17 protein-coding genes are annotated in these 21,269 nt (G+C 60.1%); 12 read left to right on the top strand and 5 right to left on the bottom strand.

Annotated elements, in window-relative coordinates:
* Positions 1–3: 3 nt before the first annotated feature.
* Positions 4–1,017: a histone deacetylase family protein gene (locus GJU83_RS07920; protein WP_153634020.1), complete on the bottom strand. Its 1,014-nt coding sequence runs from the start codon at positions 1,015–1,017 to the stop codon at positions 4–6.
* Between the two features lie 186 nt (positions 1,018–1,203).
* Between GJU83_RS07920 and GJU83_RS07915 the strand changes: the two genes are divergently transcribed.
* Positions 1,204–2,655 (top strand): NAD-dependent succinate-semialdehyde dehydrogenase, encoded by a 1,452-nt coding sequence (locus GJU83_RS07915; RefSeq protein ID WP_153634019.1) that lies wholly within the window; start codon positions 1,204–1,206, stop codon positions 2,653–2,655.
* A 314-nt stretch (positions 2,656–2,969) separates the two neighbouring features.
* The gene (uvrD, locus tag GJU83_RS07910) at positions 2,970–5,135 is read left to right on the top strand and encodes a DNA helicase II (RefSeq protein ID WP_153634018.1); all 2,166 of its coding nucleotides are present in this window, start codon (positions 2,970–2,972) and stop codon (positions 5,133–5,135) included.
* A 153-nt stretch (positions 5,136–5,288) separates the two neighbouring features.
* Here the strand turns inward: uvrD and GJU83_RS07905 are convergent, their stop codons facing one another.
* The 3 genes from GJU83_RS07905 to arsH all read right to left on the bottom strand — a co-directional run bounded on the left by GJU83_RS07905 (position 5,289) and on the right by arsH (position 8,018).
* Positions 5,289–6,086 carry an undecaprenyl-diphosphate phosphatase gene (locus tag GJU83_RS07905; protein ID WP_069182196.1) on the bottom strand — a complete coding sequence of 266 codons (798 nt, stop codon included), beginning with the start codon at positions 6,084–6,086 and terminating at the stop codon, positions 5,289–5,291.
* Positions 6,087–6,214: 128 nt separating this feature from the next.
* Positions 6,215–7,285, bottom strand: coding sequence for an ACR3 family arsenite efflux transporter (gene arsB, locus GJU83_RS07900; RefSeq protein ID WP_069182195.1), 1,071 nt, complete (start codon positions 7,283–7,285; stop codon positions 6,215–6,217).
* Between the two features lie 10 nt (positions 7,286–7,295).
* Positions 7,296–8,018 carry an arsenical resistance protein ArsH gene (gene arsH, locus GJU83_RS07895; RefSeq protein ID WP_069182194.1) on the bottom strand — a complete coding sequence of 241 codons (723 nt, stop codon included), beginning with the start codon at positions 8,016–8,018 and terminating at the stop codon, positions 7,296–7,298.
* Positions 8,019–8,109: 91 nt separating this feature from the next.
* Between arsH and GJU83_RS07890 the strand changes: the two genes are divergently transcribed.
* From GJU83_RS07890 to GJU83_RS07875, 4 genes are read left to right on the top strand one after another with little or no spacing between them, the layout of a single operon-like run.
* Positions 8,110–8,874, top strand: a complete 765-nt coding sequence (locus tag GJU83_RS07890) for a metalloregulator ArsR/SmtB family transcription factor (protein ID WP_069182193.1) — start codon at positions 8,110–8,112, stop codon at positions 8,872–8,874.
* A gap of 46 nt (positions 8,875–8,920) precedes the next feature.
* On the top strand, positions 8,921–9,925 hold the full coding sequence (locus GJU83_RS07885) for an ArsJ-associated glyceraldehyde-3-phosphate dehydrogenase (RefSeq protein WP_069182192.1): 1,005 nt from the start codon (positions 8,921–8,923) through the stop codon (positions 9,923–9,925).
* A gap of 1 nt (position 9,926) precedes the next feature.
* Positions 9,927–11,120 carry an organoarsenical effux MFS transporter ArsJ gene (gene arsJ / locus GJU83_RS07880; RefSeq protein ID WP_069182191.1) on the top strand — a complete coding sequence of 398 codons (1,194 nt, stop codon included), beginning with the start codon at positions 9,927–9,929 and terminating at the stop codon, positions 11,118–11,120.
* A gap of 27 nt (positions 11,121–11,147) precedes the next feature.
* Entirely contained in the window at positions 11,148–11,963 is an 816-nt protein-coding gene (locus tag GJU83_RS07875; protein WP_069182190.1) for a formate/nitrite transporter family protein, read from the top strand.
* 84 nt (positions 11,964–12,047) lie between these two features.
* Here GJU83_RS07875 and GJU83_RS07870 read toward each other — a convergent pair whose 3' ends face one another.
* A complete protein-coding gene (locus GJU83_RS07870; RefSeq protein ID WP_153634017.1) occupies positions 12,048–12,674 on the bottom strand; it encodes a hypothetical protein in 627 nt (208 codons plus the stop codon).
* Between the two features lie 96 nt (positions 12,675–12,770).
* Between GJU83_RS07870 and GJU83_RS07865 the strand changes: the two genes are divergently transcribed.
* The 6 genes from GJU83_RS07865 to GJU83_RS07840 all read left to right on the top strand — a co-directional run bounded on the left by GJU83_RS07865 (position 12,771) and on the right by GJU83_RS07840 (position 21,268).
* On the top strand, positions 12,771–13,379 hold the full coding sequence (locus GJU83_RS07865) for an ABC transporter ATP-binding protein (RefSeq protein WP_153634016.1): 609 nt from the start codon (positions 12,771–12,773) through the stop codon (positions 13,377–13,379).
* Positions 13,366–14,163: an ABC transporter permease gene (locus tag GJU83_RS07860; RefSeq protein ID WP_153634015.1), complete on the top strand. Its 798-nt coding sequence runs from the start codon at positions 13,366–13,368 to the stop codon at positions 14,161–14,163. Before GJU83_RS07865 ends, GJU83_RS07860 begins: the two co-directional genes overlap by 14 nt.
* Positions 14,164–14,261: 98 nt before the next feature.
* On the top strand, positions 14,262–15,446 hold the full coding sequence (locus tag GJU83_RS07855; protein ID WP_153634014.1) for an MFS transporter: 1,185 nt from the start codon (positions 14,262–14,264) through the stop codon (positions 15,444–15,446).
* Positions 15,447–15,457: 11 nt separating this feature from the next.
* Positions 15,458–16,564 (top strand): tRNA-queuosine alpha-mannosyltransferase domain-containing protein, encoded by a 1,107-nt coding sequence (locus tag GJU83_RS07850; RefSeq protein ID WP_153634013.1) that lies wholly within the window; start codon positions 15,458–15,460, stop codon positions 16,562–16,564.
* A gap of 125 nt (positions 16,565–16,689) precedes the next feature.
* Positions 16,690–20,283: a pyruvate:ferredoxin (flavodoxin) oxidoreductase gene (gene nifJ / locus GJU83_RS07845; protein ID WP_153634012.1), complete on the top strand. Its 3,594-nt coding sequence runs from the start codon at positions 16,690–16,692 to the stop codon at positions 20,281–20,283.
* Positions 20,276–21,268, top strand: coding sequence for a dihydroorotate dehydrogenase-like protein (locus GJU83_RS07840; protein ID WP_069182184.1), 993 nt, complete (start codon positions 20,276–20,278; stop codon positions 21,266–21,268). The genes nifJ and GJU83_RS07840 overlap by 8 nt, the downstream gene beginning before the upstream one ends.
* The last annotated feature ends 1 nt before the right edge of the window (position 21,269 follow it).

Below are 21,269 nucleotides of genomic sequence, written 5' to 3'. Positions count from 1 at the left end.
GCTTCAGCCCGCCAGGCCTTTGAAGAACTGCTGGACGTTCTCGCTCAGGGCGTCCAGATCGTACCCGCCTTCCTGAACCACCAGTGTTGGTAGCCCCAATTGACGCACGTGGGTGCTGAGCCTGCAGAAGCCTTCGGAAGAGACTGATACCTTGGCCTGTGGATCGTTCTTGTAGATATCGAAACCGAGGGCGAGGATCAGGGCATCCGGCTGGAAAAGTTTTATGGCCGACAGGGCGTCGTCCAGTTTTGCAAAGAAATCGTCTTCCGTTGAACCGTGGGGCATCGGCATGTTGATGTTGTAGCCAAAGCCTTCCCCTTCGCCACGCTCGTTCTCGAAGCCGGTGACCACCGGGTAGAAGTTGGTGGGATCGCCGTGGATTGAGATATAGAGCACGTCGCTGCGGTCGTAGAAGATCTCCTGAATGCCCTGGCCATGGTGCATGTCGGTATCGAGGATCACGATCCGGGGGAACCGGGCTTTCATGTGCTCGGCGGCGATCGCGGCATTGTTCAGGTAGCAGAACCCGCCGGCCGCATCCCGGCGGGCATGGTGTCCCGGCGGGCGGCACACAGCGTAGGAGGTGCGATCGCCAGCAATCAGCGCATCGGCAGCACCGAGCGCGCTCTGGGCCGACCAGTAGGCCGCGTGCCAGGTGTTCTCGCCGATCGGGCAACTGCCGTCGGCCTGGTAGCGGGCTGCTTCGGCCAGGATGCCTGTCAGGTGGTTGGGGGAACGGACAAAGATATTGGAGATGACTTCATCACCCCAGTCATCCATCTGTTTCCAGCGCCGATGGGCGGATTCCAGAAAACGCAGGTAACCCAGATCGTGAACCTTCGAGATGGGCCCCGCACCCTGGTCCGCTGGCTGCAGCACGGAAATGCCCATTTCCTTCAGTCCGCCCAACATTTCACCGGTACGAGCAGGTATCTCCTGGGGCTGGCGCATCTGTCCACGGGTAAAGTACGTCTGTGGAATATGCTCATCCTGTGCGTGATGGAAAAATGCCTTCATTGTCCGGTCTCCTGAGTGTCTAATTCCCCGAGTATAGGCACACTCAGGGGATGATCAAAAGCCTGCCCTTGACTTTACAGGTCGGGATACAACATCCACTATGGAAGACATAAAACACTGACGCAACCAGATTACCTATACTGCGCTCCACACGGGGGCGGAGCCAATCACAGAAGAGGAGCCGAGATGATCGAGTCACCCCTGCTGGAAAAGCTGACCGGCTATATCGGTGGTCGCTGGACTGACAATGCGCATGGCAACACCTTCGATGTTTATAACCCGGCAACGGGCAAGGTGATCGCCCAGGTCGCATCCATGTCGGAAGAGGAAGTGAACGCTGCCATCGCATCCGGCAAGTCGGCGCTTCGGCTTACAAGTCCTTACAGCATCGAGACCCGCCGCAAGTGGCTGGAAGACATACGGGACGCGCTCAAGGCCAACAAGGAAGAAGTCGGTCGGATTTTGTGCATGGAACATGGCAAACCGCTGCAAGAGGCCCAGGGCGAGGTAGATTATGCCGCCGGGTTCTTCGATTACTGCTCCAAGCACATCCAGGCCCTGGACGCGCACACCATTCCCGAGAAACCGAAAGACTGCACCTGGACGGTTCACTACCGGCCCATCGGTGTCGCCGGCCTGATCACGCCCTGGAACTTCCCCATTGGCATGATTGCCAAGAAGCTGTCGGCGGCTCTGGCCGCTGGCTGTCCGTCCGTGATCAAGCCGGCCAGTGAAACCCCGCTGACCATGATTGCCCTGTTCAGCCTGATGGACAAGCACACGGACATGCCCGACGGCATGGTGAACCTGGTGATGGGCAAGGCCAGTGTCATCGGGAAGGTACTCTGCGAAAGCCCGGATGTACCCATGCTCAGCTTTACGGGCTCCACAGAAGTGGGCCGCAAGCTGATCGTAGACACCGCCGAGCAGGTCAAGAAACTGGCCCTGGAACTGGGTGGCAACGCGCCGTTCATCGTCTTCGACGACGCCGATCTGGACGCCGCGGCGGACAACCTTATCGCCAACAAATTCCGTGGTGGCGGCCAGACCTGTGTCTGTGCCAACCGGATCTTCGTGCATGAGAAAGTGGCCGATGCCTTTGGTGAAAAACTTGCCGAGCGGGTCAACAAAATGACCGTCGGTGACGGGATCAACGGCGACGTGGATATTGGCCCGCTGATCAACCAGGCTGGCTACGACAAGGTTAAACGCCACGTGCAGGACGCCCTTGAGAAAGGCGCGACCCTGGTCGCCGGCAAGAAGCCGGAGGAGCTGGGCAACGATCTGTTCTTCCCGCCCACGGTGGTACACGGGGTAAACCGCGATATGTGCTGCTACCAGGAGGAAACCTTCGGCCCGCTGGTGCCCATGGCGCTGTTCCGCACCGAAGAGGAAGTGATCGAAGCCGGTAACGACACCGAGTTCGGCTTGGCTTCCTACGTGTTCACCAACGATGCCGAGCGCGCCCAGCGCGTGGCTGCCGGCCTGCGCTTCGGCCATTGTGGCTGGAACACCGGCACCGGCCCGACGCCGGAGGCGCCGTTTGGTGGCATGAAGGCCTCGGGTATTGGCCGTGAAGGTGGCCTGGAAGGTCTGTTCGAGTTCGTGGAAGCTCAGACGGTGCCGAGAGGCTTCTAACTTCTGAAATAACAGCCCTCATCCCTGGGGGTGTCGCACGGGGGAGGTTCCCCTTCAGGACACGCTACGAGCACATCCATGTGCCCTTGGCTGTGGCCATCCTTGGCCACAGACAGTCCTGAAGGGGAACCTCCCCCGCGCTCTCTCTGACATGGGGAGAGGGCTTTTCGAATCATTAGATTCGGCATTACGTAGGTCGGATTAGCAACGCGTAATCCGACGCGCAACCAGTAAAAACTCCCACCCGGAAATCCTGCTTTTCTCCTGTTATACTCCTTAACCTGTTTATTTAACCAGTAGCGAACCGATACTTTATGGACGTCTCCCACATCATCGATCCTTTGAACGATGCCCAGCGTGAAGCTGTTACCGCACAGAACGATCATCTTCTGGTTCTGGCCGGTGCAGGCAGCGGCAAAACCCGTGTTCTGGTGCACCGGATCGCCTGGTTGATGACTGTGGATCGGGTTCCGCCCACTGGCATCCTGGCGGTAACGTTTACCAACAAGGCCGCCAAGGAGATGCGTTATCGCATCGAGCAGATGATGCAGATTCCGGCCCGTGGACTCTGGTTCGGCACGTTTCATGGCATCGCTCACCGCCTACTGCGTTCGCACTGGAAAGACGCCGGACTGCCCGAGAACTTCCAGGTGCTGGACAGCGACGACCAGTTGCGGCTGATCAAGCGGGTGATGCGCGAAAACCAGATCGACGAGAGCAAGTGGCCGCCGAAGCAGGCCCAGTGGTTTATCAACAGCCAGAAGGACGAGGGGCTGCGGGCGGATCATATCCAGGAGAATCCGGGCGATCAGTTTCTGACGATCATGCTGAAGATTTACCGCCAGTACGAGAAGCTTTGCCAGCAGGGTGGTCTGGTGGATTTTGGCGAGTTGCTGCTGCGCTCCCACGAGCTCTGGCTGCACCGGCCAGAGCTGCTGGCCCACTACCAGGGTCGGTTCCAGCACATTCTGGTGGACGAGTTCCAGGACACCAATACCATTCAATACGCCTGGCTGCAGGTGCTGGCCAGCAACCGTGTGCCGCTGACGGTGGTGGGAGACGACGATCAGTCCATCTACGGCTGGCGGGGCGCCAAGATCGAGAACATCCAGCAATACCAGCGGGATTTTCCCAATTCTCGGCTGGTGCGCCTGGAGCAAAACTATCGTTCCACCCAGATGATTCTGAAGGCGGCGAACGCCGTGATCGCCAATAACCAGGGTCGGCTTGGCAAAGAGCTCTGGACCGACGGCCCGGAAGGCGAGCCGATCAGTCTGTACGCGGCGTTCAACGAACAGGATGAAGCGAACTACATCGCCGACAGCATTTCCGCCTGGGTTCAGGATGGCAACCTACGCAGTGAGTGCGCGATTCTATACCGCTCCAACGCCCAGTCCCGGGTGCTGGAGGAGGCGCTGATGCGTCAGGGCATTCCTTATCGGGTCTATGGCGGCCTGCGCTTCTACGATCGCCAGGAAATCCGCAACGCTCTGGCGTACCTGCGGCTGGTCCAGTACCGCCGCGACGATGCGGCGTTTGAGCGGGTGGTGAACGTGCCGCCCCGTGGCATTGGCGCCAAGAGCCTGGCGGAGCTGCGGGAATACGCCACCGAGCAAAGCATCTCTTTGTGGGAATCTGCCGAGCGCCTGCTGGAGGCCGGGCAGGTGAAGGGCCGCGCCAAAACCGGGCTGCAGTCGTTTATAGCGATTATTGAAAAGCTGTCCGGCATGGTGGGGGATGCGACCCTGCATGGGTTGATGAAGCAGACCATCGAGGACAGCGGGCTGAAGGATTATCACGCCAGCGAAAAGGGAGAGAAAGGTCAGGCGCGGGTGGAGAACCTGGAGGAACTGGTTAACGCCCTGTCTGACTATGAGGTGGAAGACGGCGTGGACCCGCTGGCGGAATTTATTGCCCAGGCCGCGCTGGACGCCGGCGAATCCCAGGCCGAAGCCCATGAGGACAGCGTCCAGCTGATGACCCTGCATTCTGCCAAGGGTCTGGAGTTCCCCATGGTGTTCCTGGCCGGCGTGGAGGAAGGTCTGTTCCCTCACGGCATGTCCCTGGAGGAGCCGGGTCGTATGGAAGAGGAACGTCGTCTGGCCTACGTGGGCATTACGCGGGCGATGAAAAAGCTGGTGCTTACTTACGCCGAATCCCGTCGGTTGTACGGGCAGGAGAAGTTTAACGCCCTGTCCCGGTTTGTGCGGGAAATTCCGGGCGATTGTCTGCAGGAGGTGCGGCTGCGAAATACCGTGACTCGGCCGGCGATGGTTGAGCGTCCCAACGAAAGCCTGTTTGCCCAGGATTCGGCCCAGCAGTCCGGCTTCAGCCTGGGACAGAGGGTTCGCCATCCCAAGTTTGGTGAAGGCATCGTGATGAATTCAGAGGGTACCGGGCACCATACTCGGGTGCAGGTAAACTTTGATGAGGGCGCGAAGTGGCTGGTTCTGGCTTATGCGCCTTTAGAAGCCTGCTAGCTTGAGTGCGTGCGCAGGGTTGAGGTGGCCTTTCCAAAACACGCTCCTTGCGGCACATCCATGTGACGCTTGGGCTCCGCCATCCATGGCTCCGCACAGTTTTGGAAAGGCCGCCCCAACCCTGCGCTTCAGACTCTTTGCTGGGCGCCGCGCTCACATAAGAACTGCGTAAATCACACCCGCCAGAATAATCCGGTAGATAACGTACGGCCACATGCCTACCTTGTTGAGCCACTTCAGAAAGAAGTGGATCGCGGTAATGGCCATCAGGAACGAAGTTACCCCGCCAATCAGGAAACCATTCCAGTCGACGATCACGTCCGAGGTTGCCACTTCCAGCAGTTTTACCGCAGATGCCAGCACGATAATGGGGATTGCCAGCAGAAACGAGAACCGGGAGGCGGTTTCCCGGGTCATGCCGAGGAACAGGCCGGCGGTGATGGTGACGCCGGAGCGGGAGGTGCCGGGTACCAGGGCCATGGCCTGGGCGATGCCGACGAGGACGGCGTCTTTCCAGTTAAGTGTGTCGAGGGTGCGCTGGCGTTTTGGCAGCCAGTCGGCAACGCCCAGTAGCAGGCCGAAGAACAGGGTGGTGAAGAAGATGACTTCCACGGCCCGCAATTCGTTGTCGATCATGTCCAGCAAGGCCAGGCCGGCCAGGCCCGCCGGGATGGTGCCGATCACCAGGTACCAGGCCAGGGCACCCTGGCCGACGATTTTGCGCTGGCCAATCGAGATCAGTCCGTCCCGGGCGATGCCAAAGACGTCCCGCCGGAAATAGAGCACAACCGCCAGCAAGGTCCCGACGTGCACGGACAGATCAAAACCTACGCCCTGATCGGTCCAGCCGAACAATGCAGGGGTCAGGATCAGGTGGGCGGAGCTGGAGATCGGGAGGAATTCGGTCAGTCCCTGGAGAAGGCCAAGGAAAAGGGCCTGGAAAACGTCCATTGCGTGGATTCCGTCAGGTTCGGTGCGTCAGAAATGTCGGCGCGATATTAGCAGGGTGGGCGTGAGCTGAACAGGTAGCGGGGTAAGGTCAGCACCGTGACTGAAAGCCCGGTGCTGACCACCGGGATTCAGGCGGGAAACCGGTCCCGGGTGCGATTGGCTATTTTTACCAGCATCAGCATGAGCGGTACTTCCACGAGCACACCAACCACAGTAGCCAGCGCGGCTCCGGATTGCAGACCGAACAGGGCGATGGCCGCGGCCACGGCCAGTTCGAAGAAGTTGCTGGCACCAATCATGGCGCCCGGCGCCGCGATGCAGTGGCGTACTTTCCAGAGCCTTGCCCAGCCATAGGCCAGGAAGAAAATCAGGAACGTCTGAACGATCAATGGCACGGCGATCAGCACGATATGCAGCGGGTTGTTCAGGATTACTTCTCCCTGGAAGGCAAACAGCAGCACCAGGGTAACTATCAGTGCCGCCGGGGTGACGGGGCCGAGCCGCTTCATGAAAGCATCGTCGTACCACTGCTGACCGTGGCGCGAGATCAGGGTGCGGCGGGTCAGGTAGCCGGCCGTCAGCGGAATCACGATGTACAGGACGACGGACAACAGCACGGTATCCCAGGGCACCTGGATATCTGAAATGCCCAGCAGGAACACAACAATCGGGGCGAAAGCGAACAGCATGATGATGTCGTTCAGGGATACCTGCACCAGGGTATAGGCGGCATCGCCTTTGGTCAGGAAACTCCACACGAACACCATGGCGGTGCAGGGCGCCGCACCCAACAGGATCGCTCCGGCCAGGTACTCGCTGGCCAGTCCCGGCGCGATCCATGGTTCGAACACCACCATCAGAAAGAACCAGGCAATGGCAAACATGGTGAAGGGCTTGATCAGCCAGTTCACGATGGTAGTGATCGCCAGGCCCTTCGGTTCTTTGCGTACCCCAACCACCGCACTGAAATCAATCTGCGCCATCATCGGGAAAATCATCGCCCAGATCAGAATGGCGATGGGAATGGAGACCTGAGCGTATTCAAAGCGGGACAGGGTTTCCGGTACCACAGGTGCGAGCTGACCCAGCGCCACGCCGGCGATGATGGCCAGCGCTACCCACACCGACAGGTACCTGCCGAACAGATCCATGCCTTCGCCGGAGCCTTCCGCCTGAGTGATTTCGGTATTGCTGCTCATTGCCTTTTCCTCACATGGACCGCTGGTTGACGCGTTTGGAGACTTCTTCGGCACTTTCCACCCGCTCCGAATACCGGTCGGTCAGGTAGTCACTCCGGTCCCGGATCAGTAGAGTGAATTTCACCAACTCCTCCATCACATCGACGATGCGATTGTAATAGGGCGAGTGTTTCATGCGGTCGTTATCGTCGAATTCCATAAACGCCTTGGGCACCGAGGACTGGTTGGGGATGGTCACCATCCGCATCCAGCGACCCAGCACCCGCAGCTGATTAACGGCATTGAAGGACTGGGAGCCACCACAGACCTGCATTACGGCCAGGGTCTTGCCCTGGGTGGGGCGCATTCCGCCGATTGACAGCGGGATCCAGTCAATCTGGGTTTTCATGATGCCGGTCATGGCGCCGTGACGCTCTGGCGAACACCACACCATGCCTTCCGACCACTGGGCCAGATCCCGCAATTCCTGAACCTTGGGGTGGGAGGCATCTTCGGCATCGGCCAGAGGCAGCCCTCGTGGATTGAATACCCGGGTTTCTGCGCCCATAGCTTCGAGCAGTCGGGCCGCCTCTTCAACGGCCAGTCGACTGAACGAGCGTTCCCGCAGGGAGCCATACAGCAACAGAATCCGTGGTGGATTTGACGACGGCTTTGCCTTGAAGAGCTGGTCCGTTGTTGGTGCGTTGAACAATTCCGGGTCTATGTTGGGGAGGTCCTGATCCTGGGTGCTCATTTTCTTGCCGGATTCCTTTACTCGTAGAGATGTTGGATCTATTATGCATAAAAATAGATATGCATAAAGTCGAATATACGGAAAAACAGATATGAAGCGCCGAGTTTTGTTCGTCTGCACCGCCAACAGTGCCCGTTCCCTGATGGCAGAAGCCTTGCTCCGGGACATGGCCGGGGACCGGTTTGAAGTGGCCAGCGCCGGCACCGAGCCAGCCGGGCCCCACCCGATGGCTCTGCATGTGCTGGAGGAAGCCGGCATTTCTACCGAAGGGTTACATAGCAAGCAGTTGGCCGAAGTGCAGGGGCAGTACTGGGATTACGTGATCACCCTGTGCGAGAAAGCTGCGAACGAGTGCGGTACGGTCTGCCAGCCCGCTCAGCAGATTGCCTGGGATTTTGCCGATCCGGTACCGGCAAACCGCCATTCCACCTTCGCCCTCACTCTCAAGGAAATCAAAGAGCGTATTGCGCTCTTTGCACTGGTGCACCAGAAAGAAACCGGAACCAAGCCGGTCAGTTACGATCCAGTGGCGGCGTTCAAGGCACTGGCCGACGACTTCCGGCTGGCAGCGTTGTTGCTGGTCCGAAGCGAGCAACAACTCTGTGTCTGCGAGCTGACCGAGGCCTTTGAAGTAACACAGCCAAAGGTCAGTCGGCACCTGGCTATTTTGCGGGATGCTGGCCTGCTGGCAACAGAGCGTCGCGGTCAGTGGATCTACTATTCCCTGAACCCGGGGATGCCACAGTGGCTGGCCCGGGTGCTGGATGAAACTGCCAGTCATAACACTGGATTGATAGAGAGCCCGCTGGCCCGGTTGCAGGCCATGGCAGACCGCCCGTCTGTCCAATGTTTGTAACCATCACAGGATTTAATGACGGAAGACACTCTCTCAGGAGCTCATCATGAGCAAGATCAAGGTAGGCATTAACGGGTTTGGCCGCATCGGTCGTCTGGCGCTGCGGGCTGCCTGGCAGTGGCCAGACATGGAGTTTGTGGCGATCAACGACCCGGGTGCCGATGCCGCCACACTGGCTCACCTGCTCAACTTTGACAGCATCCATGGTCGCTGGAGCGAAGAAGCCACTGCGGATGGGACGGAGATTGAGATCGGCGGGAAGCGCATCCGCGTGACCCACAACAAAACCATCGGTGAAACGGACTGGTCCGGCTGTGATCTGGTGATCGAGGCCAGTGGTGTTAACAAAAAGGTCAATGTGCTGCAGGCCTACCTGGATCAGGGCGTGAAGCGCGTCGTGGTTACGGCACCGGTGAAGGAAGCTGGCGCCAAGAACATTGTGGTTGGCGTGAACGATGATATTTTCGACCCGGCCAACGACCGCATTGTGACTGCCGCTTCATGCACCACCAACTGTCTGGCGCCGGTGGTGAAGGTGATTCATGAGAAATTGGGTATCAAACACGGCTCCATCACCACCATTCACAGCCTGACCAACACCCAGACCATCATCGATGCGCCCCACAAGGACCTCCGCCGGGCACGCGCCTGCGGCAGCTCACTGATCCCCACCAGCACCGGTTCAGCAACGGCAATTATCGAGATCTTCCCGGAATTGAAAGGTCGTCTGGACGGCCATGCGGTGCGAATTCCGCTTACTAACGCTTCACTGACCGATTGTGTATTTGAAGTGGAGAAGGTCACGGATCGTGAAACCGTAAACAAACTCCTCAAAGAAGCGGCCGAAGGCGAGCTGAAAGGCATTCTGGGCTATGAAGAGCGCCCGCTGGTCTCAATTGATTACAAGACCGACCCGCGTTCGTCCATCGTCGATGCCCTGTCCACCATGGTGGTCAACGGCACCCAGGTGAAAATCTACGCCTGGTACGACAACGAATGGGGCTACGCCAACCGCACCGCAGAACTGGCGCGCAGGGTAGGTCTGGCCTGATATGACGGCGGCTATACGACAGTATCTGGTCATTACAGGTAACTACTGGGCCTTCACGCTTACTGATGGTGCCCTACGGATGCTGGTGGTACTGCATTTCCACCAGCTGGGTTACTCGCCCCTGGAAATCGCCCTGCTGTTCATCTTTTACGAGTTCTTCGGGGTGGTGACCAACCTGGTGGGCGGTTACCTGGGCGCCCGCATGGGGCTGAACCGTACCATGAACATCGGTCTGTTCCTGCAGATTGTGGCGCTGGGCATGCTGGCGGTGCCGGCGGCCATGCTCACGGTGCCCTGGGTGATGGCGGCCCAGGCGCTTTCGGGGATTGCCAAGGACTTGAACAAGATGTCCGCCAAGAGCGGCATCAAGCTGCTGGTACCGGATGAACAGCAGGGCACACTCTACAAGTGGGTGGCGATACTTACCGGCTCCAAGAACACCCTCAAGGGTGTTGGTTTCTTTCTAGGTGGTGTCCTGCTGATGGCTGCAGGCTTTACCGGCGCCGTGGTGATTATGGTGGTTGCGCTCGGGGCCGTCTGGATCGCCAGTCTGTTTCTGCTGGGGCAGGATTTGGGCAAGAGCAAATCAAAGCCCAAATTCCGCGAAATCCTGTCCAAGAGCCGAGCCATCAACGTGCTCTCGGCCGCGCGAATGTTCTTGTTCGGGGCTCGGGATGTGTGGTTTGTGGTAGCCTTACCGGTATATCTCAGCACCGCTTTTGGATGGGACCACTGGAAAGTCGGCGGCTTTATGGCCAGTTGGATTATCGGCTACGGGTTCATCCAGACTATCGCGCCGAAGATTACCGGCAACATGGAAGGTATAAAGCCTGCTGCACTATGGGCGACGGCTCTGGCGCTGATTCCCATCGCCATTGCCGGAGGCCTGATGGCGGGCTGGTCACCGCAGGTTGTGATTTTGGGTGGCTTGTTTTTGTTCGGGGTGCTGTTTGCCATCAATTCCTCCCTGCATAGCTACCTTATTGTCAGCTATGCCCGGTCCAACGGTGTTTCTCTGGATGTGGGTTTCTATTATATGTCCAACGCTGCTGGCCGTTTGCTTGGCACCATTCTGTCTGGCTGGGTTTACCAGGCCTACGGAATTGAAGCCTGTCTGTTGATATCCGGCGGGCTGGTAATAACAGCGGCGCTGCTGTCTCTGATGCTGCCGGAGAAACGTCCTGTGATTGTCTGATGGACGCGCATTTGAGGATAAGAATATATGCCAGATCACACCGATTTTGATAGCGACGAAAACGAACAGGCTGATGAGTACGAGAGCGTTCCCTCGTCGGTTATCTTCGAGGCGATCCGGAGGGAAGGTGAACACGAGCTGTCGCGTTCGACGAGTGCGCTCTGGTGGTCCGGGGTCGCGGCCGGTCTGGCGATAAGCACCTCGGTTCTGTGCAAAGGGTTTCTTGCATCCATACTGCCAGATGCCGATTGGGCCGCGGGCATCTCAAATCTTGGCTACACCGTCGGGTTCCTGATCGTGATCCTTGGCCGGATGCAGTTGTTCACCGAGAACACAATCACGCCGATACTGCCGTTGTTCCTCAAGCCAACGCGCTCGACCTTTTACCAAACCGCGCGCCTGTGGGGCATCGTCTTTGCCGCCAATCTCGTGGGGTGCATGGCGGCGGCATTAGTGCTCGTCTATGGACACATCGTGCCGGAGGCCCGTTTCGAAGGTATTCATGCCATCTCACATCATTACGCTGAGGCAACCGGCCTTGAGCATTTCGCCTGGGGCATCCCGGCGGGGTTCCTGATCGCTGCGCTGGTCTGGATTCTGCCGCGCATGGAAAGCGCAGGCGAGGTATTGATGATCGTCATAGTGACGTACATGATCGGCGTCGGCGGTATGTCGCACGTGGTTGCCGGTTCGACCGAGCTGTTCATTCTCGTCGTTAAGGGCGAACTGGGCATTGCCGCCGTGGTATTCGAGGGCATCCTGCCTGCTTTAGCCGGGAACGTCCTAGGCGGCACGGGCATTTTCGCAGCGCTCACCTACGCGCAGGTGCGTGAGGAGATTTGAGAGGCTTACACATTCGCACCGGGCGGAATCACGTACTGCGATCACCAGGCGGAACAGATAAGGACTCTTGTCATAGCGCCGGGTTTAGAAACGAATGACCAGCCCGGCGCCAGCTTCCACCTGTAAGTAGCCGCTGCTGTCGAATCTGAGTTCGCATCCCCCTGAGCAGAAGGCCGAACCCCCAGAATTCAGGGCGGTGTAAACACCGCGCAGATCCAGTCTCAGGCGCAGTTGTTCAGTCAGGAAAAACTGGTAGCCGCCGCCAATGGACAGGGCGGCCCGGTGGTGGGTTTCATATCTCGAATCGTCCGGTTCCAGACGGGTAACCCCGAAAACACCCGAGACAAAGCCGCCGTGATTCTGGCCGCCGGGGAAATACAGTCCGCCAAACTGGAGTTGGTAGATGGTCAGGTCGATGGATTCCACACCCGGAGCGAACAGGCCATTGTCCAGTCTGGCCGAAGTGGTCTGCCGCCCGAAATACAGTTCTCCCTGCTTGCCGGGATCCGGCAGATCGAAATTGAACACCAGCCCCAGGCTGGGGGTATCCCGGAAGTCGATCTGGTCTGAGGTGCTGGCCCCGGCGGTCCTGATATCCACCGAACTGCTCATCCGATACCCCGCAAAGGGCGCCAGGCTGACTTCCGCTGCGACCGGAGCGGCGATCAGTGCAGATGCCAGTGTGAACGTGACAAGAGATCGAAGCTTCATACCTACCTGGCCTGAGCGACTGTCGACTGGTTGTTGGCGGAACACTGTGTAATGGTATAGCCGTTACGAACTTGGGCGAAACCTGGTGATGCTATCTTGACAGATCTGGTGCTGGAAAATCTCAGCGTTGGCACTTTGAGTAACGTGTCGTTACGGGTGCCAGGGGGCGAGGTTGTCTGCGTATCCGGGCCTTCGGGCAGCGGCAAAAGTCGTTTGCTCAGGGCTGTGGCAGACCTGGAACCCCATGATGGCAGGATTTCTCTGGGTGATACCGCACAGCTAGACGTTCCGGCACACCAGTGGCGAAGTCGGGTTGTCATGGTTCCGGCAGACAGTCAATGGTGGTTTGATGACGTGGGTGGTCACTTTCCCGATGAGGCGAAGGCAGGATTGCCGTCAGCGCTGGGGTTTTCGCCAGAGGTCATGGGCTGGTCAGTGAGTCGGCTGTCCTCCGGAGAACGGCAGCGGCTCGCAATCTGGCGTGCTCTGGCCCTTGAACCAGAGGCTCTGCTGTTGGACGAACCTACCGCCAATCTGGACAACGACAGCACCGAAGCCCTTGAAACCTGGCTGCTTGACGAGATCCGGAGGCGGCAGATTGCTGTGCTCTGGGTTGCCCATGATCCGGCGCAGATCCATCGGGTGGCGGATGCCCACTACCGGATTCATGGCACCACGCTGGAGCGCGTCGATGGAGGTCATTGATCTCGCCTGGTGGAAGCTGGGGCTCGCGGCCCTGTTGGTTCTGGCGCTGGCCGGCACCGGGTATCTGGCTCGACTTGGCATTACCCGAAGCCTGCTGATTGCGGCCCTGCGCACGATCATTCAGCTGGCCCTGATCGGACTGGTGCTGGAGGCCCTGTTCGCGTCTTCTGCGTTCTACTGGATTGCCCTGCTGGCACTGATCATGCTCCTGGTTGCAGGCCGTGAGGTTGTCGCGCGCCAGGGACGCCGGCTTCGGGGCTGGTGGGCATTCAGTATTGGCACCGGGGCGATGTTTGTGTCGTCCTTTGCGGTTACCGTTCTGGCCCTGACTGTGGTCATCGGCCCCGAGCCCTGGTACGCCCCGCAATACGCTATTCCGCTCCTGGGCATGATGCTCGGTAACACCATGACCGGCGTCAGTCTCGCGCTGGACCGTCTGAATGAATCGGTCTGGCGGCAGCGGGCGGTTATCGAAAACCGGCTAATGCTGGGCCAAACCTCGCAGCAGGCGCTGGAGGATATCCGTCGGGACGCCATGCGCAGCGGTATGATGCCGTCCATCAACGCGATGGCCGCCGCTGGTATTGTCAGCCTACCGGGTATGATGACTGGCCAGATTCTTGCGGGTAGCCCGCCGGCGGTGGCGGTCAAATACCAGATTCTGGTGATGCTGATTATTACCGTTGGCACCGGTTTCGGTGCGCTGATGGCGGTTTCGTGGGGTGGTCGCAGACTGTTCGATGACCGGGAACGCTTGCGGCTGGATCGACTGGTGAAGTCCTGAAACAGCGGTCCCAACCTCAACAAGACACCAAAGTAGCATGGGCGAGGCCAGCCCCTCGAGGCTAGGCTTGGTCCATCGCGTGGAAGAAGACAACAACAATGATCGACCTGCTACGACGCTATCCCCTCCCTGTGATTGTCCTGGCCCAGCTTTTTGGCACCTCGCTCTGGTTCAGTATCAACGGTGTCTGGCTGTCGCTGTCCGCGGAACTGGGCCTGTCGGAAACCGATCTGGGACGGCTGACGCTGGCGGTGCAGGCCGGGTTTATCGCCGGTACCCTGACCATTGCAGTGACCGGTCTGGCTGACCGGTTCGGCGCCAGTCGTATCTTTGCGCTGTCGAGTCTGGTTGGTGCACTGGTTAATGGAGGATTTATTTTCGCGGCCGGTGCACCGCCGCTCGATTTTCTTCTGCGGTTTGCCACGGGTCTGTGTCTGGCTGGAATCTACCCGCTGGGCATGAAAATGGTAATCGCCTGGACCCCGAAATACGCCGGCGCCGCCCTGGCCTGGCTAGTGGGCATGCTCACCCTCGGCACGGCCTTGCCACACCTGATGCGAGGAGCAACTCTGGGCATGCCCTGGGAGTGGCCGTTGATGGCCGCCTCCTGCCTTGCGGTGGCTGGGGGCCTTCTGGTGTATGTGTTGGGGGAGGGCCCGCACTTGCCCAAAAGCAGCGGGCGTTTGCCTCTGAGCCAGGGGCTGGCGGCGCTGCGTATCCCCAGATTCCGGTCCGTGGCCGGAGGTTACTTCGGCCATATGTGGGAGCTCTACGCATTCTGGACACTCACGCCGCTGCTCATCGGTCGGGAGCTGCAGCGATTAGGTCAGAGTGACGCGCTCATTCCCTGGTTGTCGTTTGCCGTTATCGGGATTGGCGCGGCGGGCTGCGTCGGTGGCGGCAGGCTCAGTCGCACCCTGGGCAGCGAGTGGGTAGCCCGCCGAGCACTGATGATTTCCGGTGCTTTCTGTCTTGTGTATCCCTGGCTGAATGGGCTCTCGCCGGTCGTTTTGATGGTGTTGCTGATTGTCTGGGGTATTGCCGTAGTGGCAGATTCCCCCCAGTTTTCCGCGCTGGCTTCTGCAGCGGCACCCAGGGAATCGGTGGGCTCCTCGCTGGCGGTGATGAATGCGGTCGGGTTTGGGCTGACCCTGCCGGCCATCTGGCTGACCAGTGGCTTATGGGGGCAGCTGGATGTCTGGGTGGTTCTGCTTCTGTTCCCGGGGCCGGTGCTTGGGTTGTGGTCACTGTCCAGGGCCCGGCCTGAGGTTCAGCCCGGCTAATGGTTGTGAGCATGACGAAGTCCGAGAAACCTGGCCCACTGGTTCTTTTGCTGTCCGGCTACGATGCCGCCAGTCACCGCCGCTGGCGCGAGCACCTGGAGGCCCTGTTACCCGAGTTCCATTGGCACACACTGGCACTGCCTCCCAGATTCTTCCGCTGGCGCATCCGCGGCAACCCGCTGAGCTGGCTGAAGGAGCCACTCCTGCAGGAACCCTGGGATCTGATAGTCGCCACATCCATGGTGGATCTGGCCACCCTGCGGGGCCTGCACCCGCGCCTCGCCCGCACGCCCTGCCTGCTGTACATGCACGAAAACCAGTTTGCGTTCCCGATCTCCAGCGGCCAGAACGCCAGTGCCGATCCGCAAATGGTCAACCTCTACAGCGCCCTCTGTGCCGACTGCGTGGTCTTCAACAGTGGCTGGAATCGGGACAGTTTTCTGGCCGGCGCCCGGGCGTTTCTTCAGAGATTGCCCGATGAGGTACCGGAAGGCCTGATCGAAACCTTGCGCGACCGGTCCCGTGTCATCCCGGTTCCGATTGAGGACCGGTTGTTTTTCGAGCGCCAGCCACTTTGGGGCCGGGCCTGTCCGCATCTGCTCTGGAACCATCGGTGGGAATACGACAAGGGGCCTGACCGGCTGCTGAATTTGCTGCAGGTACTGGAACAGCGCTCGGTGCCATTCCGGCTGAGCGTGGTGGGGGAACGATTCCGCAGCTATCCGCCGGCGTTTGACCGGATTCGTGAACAGTTCAGTCATCGAATCGAACACTGGGGCTTCCTGGACAGCCGTGACGACTACGATCATTTGCTGCGTCAGGCGGACCTGGTCGTCTCCACGGCACTTCACGATTTCCAGGGGCTGGCGATGCTGGAGGCCATGGCCTCAGGTTGTGTTCCGCTGGCCCCCGATCGACTGGCCTATCAGGAATATGTCCCGGAGCAGTGTCGTTATGACAGCCATGAACAGGATGCCAGGCGAGAGGCGGAAGCAGCCGCCGACTGCCTCGAAGCCCTGCTCAAAACAGACGTGCCAGCCTGTCCGCCCGAGGGTTGGCGGGCATCAAGACGGGCCGGAGACTACCAGGCTTTGTTTGATGAGCTGATTGAAACCTGAGCAGGCAAGCCCTGATCCTGTTTCTTCCCCAAACCTGTCTCAGATCAAACCCGCCCTCTTGCGGTTGTCACCGTCGATACTAGACTCAGAACTGTCTGTCGGCCTCACCACAGGGAGTCGTGGCCATGGAGTTCCATACCCTCGACGGCAATGAAGCGGTGTCCTCGGTGGCTTATCGCCTGAGCGAGACCATTGCCATCTATCCGATTACGCCCGCCTCGGTGATGGGCGAACACGCTGATGACTGGGCGGCCCTGGGCAAACCCAATCTCTGGGGGCAGGTGCCCAGCGTGGTGGAAATGCAGTCCGAGGCCGGTGCCGCCGGGGCCATGCACGGGGCGCTGCAGGCCGGTTCCCTGGTGACCACCTTTACCGCGTCCCAGGGCCTGCTGTTGATGCTGCCCAATCTGTACAAGATTGCCGGTGAACTGTCGCCCTTCTGCATGCATATTGCCGCCCGCAGCATCGCCACCCATGCCCTGTCGATCTTCTGCGATCATTCCGATGTGATGAGTGCCCGCGGTACCGGGTTCGCTCTGCTGGCGTCCGGTTCGGTCCAGGAAGCCCAGGATATGGCGGCGATCGGCCACGCCGTCACTCTGGAAAGCCGTGTCCCGGTGATGCACTTTTTCGATGGCTTTCGCACCTCCCATGAAATTTCCAAGATCGCCGCCCTGAGCGACGACGATCTGAGGGCTCTGGTACCCCATGAAGGACTGGAGGCACACCGGAGCCGCCGAATGACGCCGGACCGGCCGGTGGTTCGGGGCACATCCCAGAACCCCGACGCCTTCTTCCAGGCCCGGGAGGCCATCAACCCGTTCTATCAGGCATTTCCGGACAAGCTGGAAGCCGTGATGGACCGGTTTGCCGGTATCACCGGCCGTCAGTACCGGTTGTTTGATTATGTCGGCCACCCCGACGCCGACCGTGTGATTATCCTTATGGGATCCGGCGCCGAATGCGCCCACGAGACGGTCGAATGGCTGCTGGAGCAGGGCGAGAAAGTCGGTGTGCTCAAGGTGCGCCTGTTCCGGCCCTTTGCGACCGACCGTTTCCTGAATGCTCTGCCGGACACCGTCGAGCACCTGGCCGTGCTGGACCGAACCAAGGAACCCGGTGCCCAGGGCGAGCCACTGCTGTTGGAAGTCAGTGGCGCCCTGATGGAAGCCTGGAGCCGGGGCGAGCGCAAGGTGCTGCCCCGGGTGATCGGCGGTCGCTATGGTCTGTCTTCCCGGGAATTCACTCCGGCCATGGTGTGCGCCATTTTTGACGAACTGAAGGCCGAGGCGCCGAAAACCCGTTTCACCGTTGGCGTGCGGGACGATGTCAGCCATCTTTCGCTGAACGTGGACAGTGAGCTGGATATCGAGTCTCCGAAAACCCGTCGGGCGCTGTTCTTTGGTCTCGGCGCTGATGGCACTGTCAGCAGTAACAAGGCGAGCATCAAGATTCTGGGCGAGGGCACGGACCTCTTCGCCCAGGGGCATTTCGTCTATGATTCCAAGAAAAGCGGCGCGACCACGGTATCCCACCTGCGGTTCGGCCCGTTGCCCATCCGCTCCAGCTACCAGATCAACACGGCCCAGTTTGTGGCCATTCATGCGCCCCAGTTCCTGGAACGGTTTGAAGTGCTGGAACACGCCGCCGAGGGCGCTACGGTGCTGCTGAACGTGCCCTGGCCAGAAAACGAGGTCTGGGATCGGCTCTCGGTGGAGGTCCAGCGTGCGCTGGTCGAGCTCAAGGCCCGACTGTTTGTGATTGATGCCGCCGAGGTGGCAGAAAAAGCGGGGCTGGAACGGCGGATCAACACGGTGATGCAGGTCTGCTTCTTCGCCCTGGCCGATATCCTGCCCCGGGAAGAGGCCATTGCCCACATCAAGGAGTCCATCCGCAAGACCTGGGGACGGCGCGGGCCGGAAGTGGTGCGCCGAAATGTGGAGGCGGTGGACTCGGCGCTGGACAACCTGCATGAAGTAACGGTGCCGGATAAGGTAACGGCAACCCGCATCCGACCACCGAGAGTGCCAGAGGGTGCGCCGGACTTTGTGCAGAAAGTCACCCGCCTGCTATTGGAAGGGCAGGGGGACAAGCTGCCGGTCAGTGCGTTCCCGCCAGACGGAACCTGGCCAACCGGCACTAGTCAGTACGAGAAGCGAACCATCGCCCTGGAAATCCCGATCTGGGAGTCTGACCTCTGCGTTCAGTGCAACTTCTGCGCAATGATCTGCCCGCACACCGCGATCACCAGCAAGGTGTTCGAGCCCGAGGCGGCCAAGGGGGCGCCGGAGAGCTTCGAGGCCGTGCCGGAAACCCAGACCTCTGAACTGGAAGGCCTGGATTACCGAATTCAGGTGGCGCCGGATGACTGCACCGGTTGTGGTCTGTGTGTGGAGGTCTGTCCCGCCAAGGACCGGGCCCAGCCAAAGCGCAAAGCCATCAACATGCAGCCCATTGAGCAGCACCGTGAGGTGGAAGCGGAGAACCTGGCGTTCTTCCGGAGTATTCCGGATGTGCCCAGAGACCGCATCCCCCGCGACTTCAAAGCCCTGCCGCTGCTGATTCCGCTGTTCGAATATTCGGGCGCCTGTTCCGGCTGCGGTGAGACACCCTACATCCGTCTGCTGACCCAGCTTGTGGGCGATCGGCTGCTGATTGCGAACGCCACCGGTTGTTCCTCGATCTACGGTGGCAATCTGCCCACCACGCCCTACACGGTGAATGCCGACGGCCGGGGGCCCACCTGGAACAATTCGTTGTTCGAAGACGCGGCGGAACTGGGTCTGGGCATGCGCCTGGGGCTGGACAAGCTTGTCGGCCGGGCCCGGCAGTTGCTGGACGCAGTGCAGGGTCAGTTGCCCGGGGGGCTTTATGCGGACCTGACCTCTCCCTGCATGACAATCGATGAAGCCGCCATGGCGTCTCGGCGCGCAGCCATCGAGGATCTCCGTAGCTGGCTGACGGACCAGGAGGGGCAGGAGGCCCGGGAACTCGACAGCCTGGCCGACGAGCTCTGCCCGAAGAGCGTCTGGGTGATTGGCGGTGACGGCTGGGCCTACGATATTGGCTATGGCGGCCTGGACCACGCCCTGGCCTCGGGCCAGAACCTGAAACTGCTGGTGCTCGACACCGAGGTCTATTCCAACACCGGCGGGCAGCAGTCCAAGGCTACGCCCATAGGTGCCATTGCCAAGTTTGCTGCGGCCGGCAAGGCGACCCGCAAGAAGGACCTGGGCCTGCTGGCCATGAGCTACGGCCATGTATACGTGGCCCAGATCGCCATGCAGTCTCACAGTAACCACACCACCAAGGCCCTGCAGGAAGCCGAGAGCTTCGATGGCCCGGCACTGATCATTGCCCACAGCCCCTGCATTGCCCACGGCTACGATCTGGTGCACTCGCCGGCACAGCAGAAGCGGGCAGTGGACAGCTGGGCCTGGCCGCTGTACCGGTTTGATCCCCGTCGCACCCACGAGGGGCTGCCGCCACTGCAACTGGATTCCCCACGCCAGAAAATCACCATGAAAGCCTACATGCAGGAAGAGGCCCGTTTCCGGATGCTGGAGCTGAGGGATCCCCAACGCTACGAACAGCTGGTGGCTGCGGCGTCGGAGGCGGCCACCGAACAGCGCGAGCTCTACAAACAGCTGGCCGGGATCCACTTTGAGCCCCACGAAGCTTCCGGCGCAGATAACCAAGAGGGTGAACGTCATGACTGACCTGGCAACCCGTTGGCTGGGCCTCGAACTCCGCTCGCCCCTGGTGGTCGGCGCCAGTCCGCTGACCGACGACCTGGATGCACTGAAGGCCTGCGTCAAGGCCGGTGCCGGTGCGGTTGTCATGCACTCGCTGTTTGAGGAGCAGCTGGTCGAGGAGCAGATGGCGGCTCATCGATTTATTGATTCCCGGATCAATACGGACGCCGAAGCCCGCTCGTTTTTTCCGGAGTCGGAGCTTTTCGAGATGGGATCGGGCAGCTACCTCCAACGGCTGGAGCTGTTGCGTCGATCACTGGATGTGCCAGTGATTGCCTCGCTCAACGGTATTTCCACCGGAGGCTGGACCGGACACGCCCTTGAGCTGGAGGCCGCCGGTGCCCATGCCATTGAGCTCAACCTCTATGACCTGGCCACCGATCCCTCCGAGACAGCCGCCAGTCTGGAACAGCGTCAACTGGCGGTGGTGCGCTCGGTGGCCGAACAGGTCACCATTCCCGTCAGCGTCAAACTGTCGCCGTTCTATTCGGCCTTGCCGTCCTTTGTCTCCGGTGTTGAAGCGGCAGGAGCCCGGGGACTGGTGTTGTTCAACCGCTTCTATCAGCCGGAGATGGACCTTGATGAGCTGGAATTGAGCCGGGAAGTGGTGCTGTCTTCCAGTGCCGAGCTGCCACTGCGGCTACACGCGTCGGCCATGCTTTATGGCCAGACGTCTCTGGAGATGGCTATATCGGGTGGGGTTCACACCGGTGATGATGCGGCCAAGGCAATCCTGTCCGGTGCAGCCGCTGTTCAGGTGGTATCAGCGATCCTGGCGGACGGTCCCGATGCCCTGGGGCGAATACACCACGGTATGAGCCGGCGCTTGTCCGATATGGGCTATCGTGATCTGGCTGAGGCGCGAGGCGCGCTGTCAATGGACAAGGCGCCCAACAGTCGCACCTGGGAGCGCCTCAACTATGCCCGCCTGCTGCACGGCTGGAAGTGAC

It is taken from the genome of Marinobacter salsuginis, assembly GCF_009617755.1.
Classification (GTDB): Bacteria; Pseudomonadota; Gammaproteobacteria; order Pseudomonadales; family Oleiphilaceae; genus Marinobacter; species Marinobacter salsuginis.
Note: the sequence above shows the minus strand (reverse complement) of the source record. Positions and strands in the feature narration are given on the sequence as shown.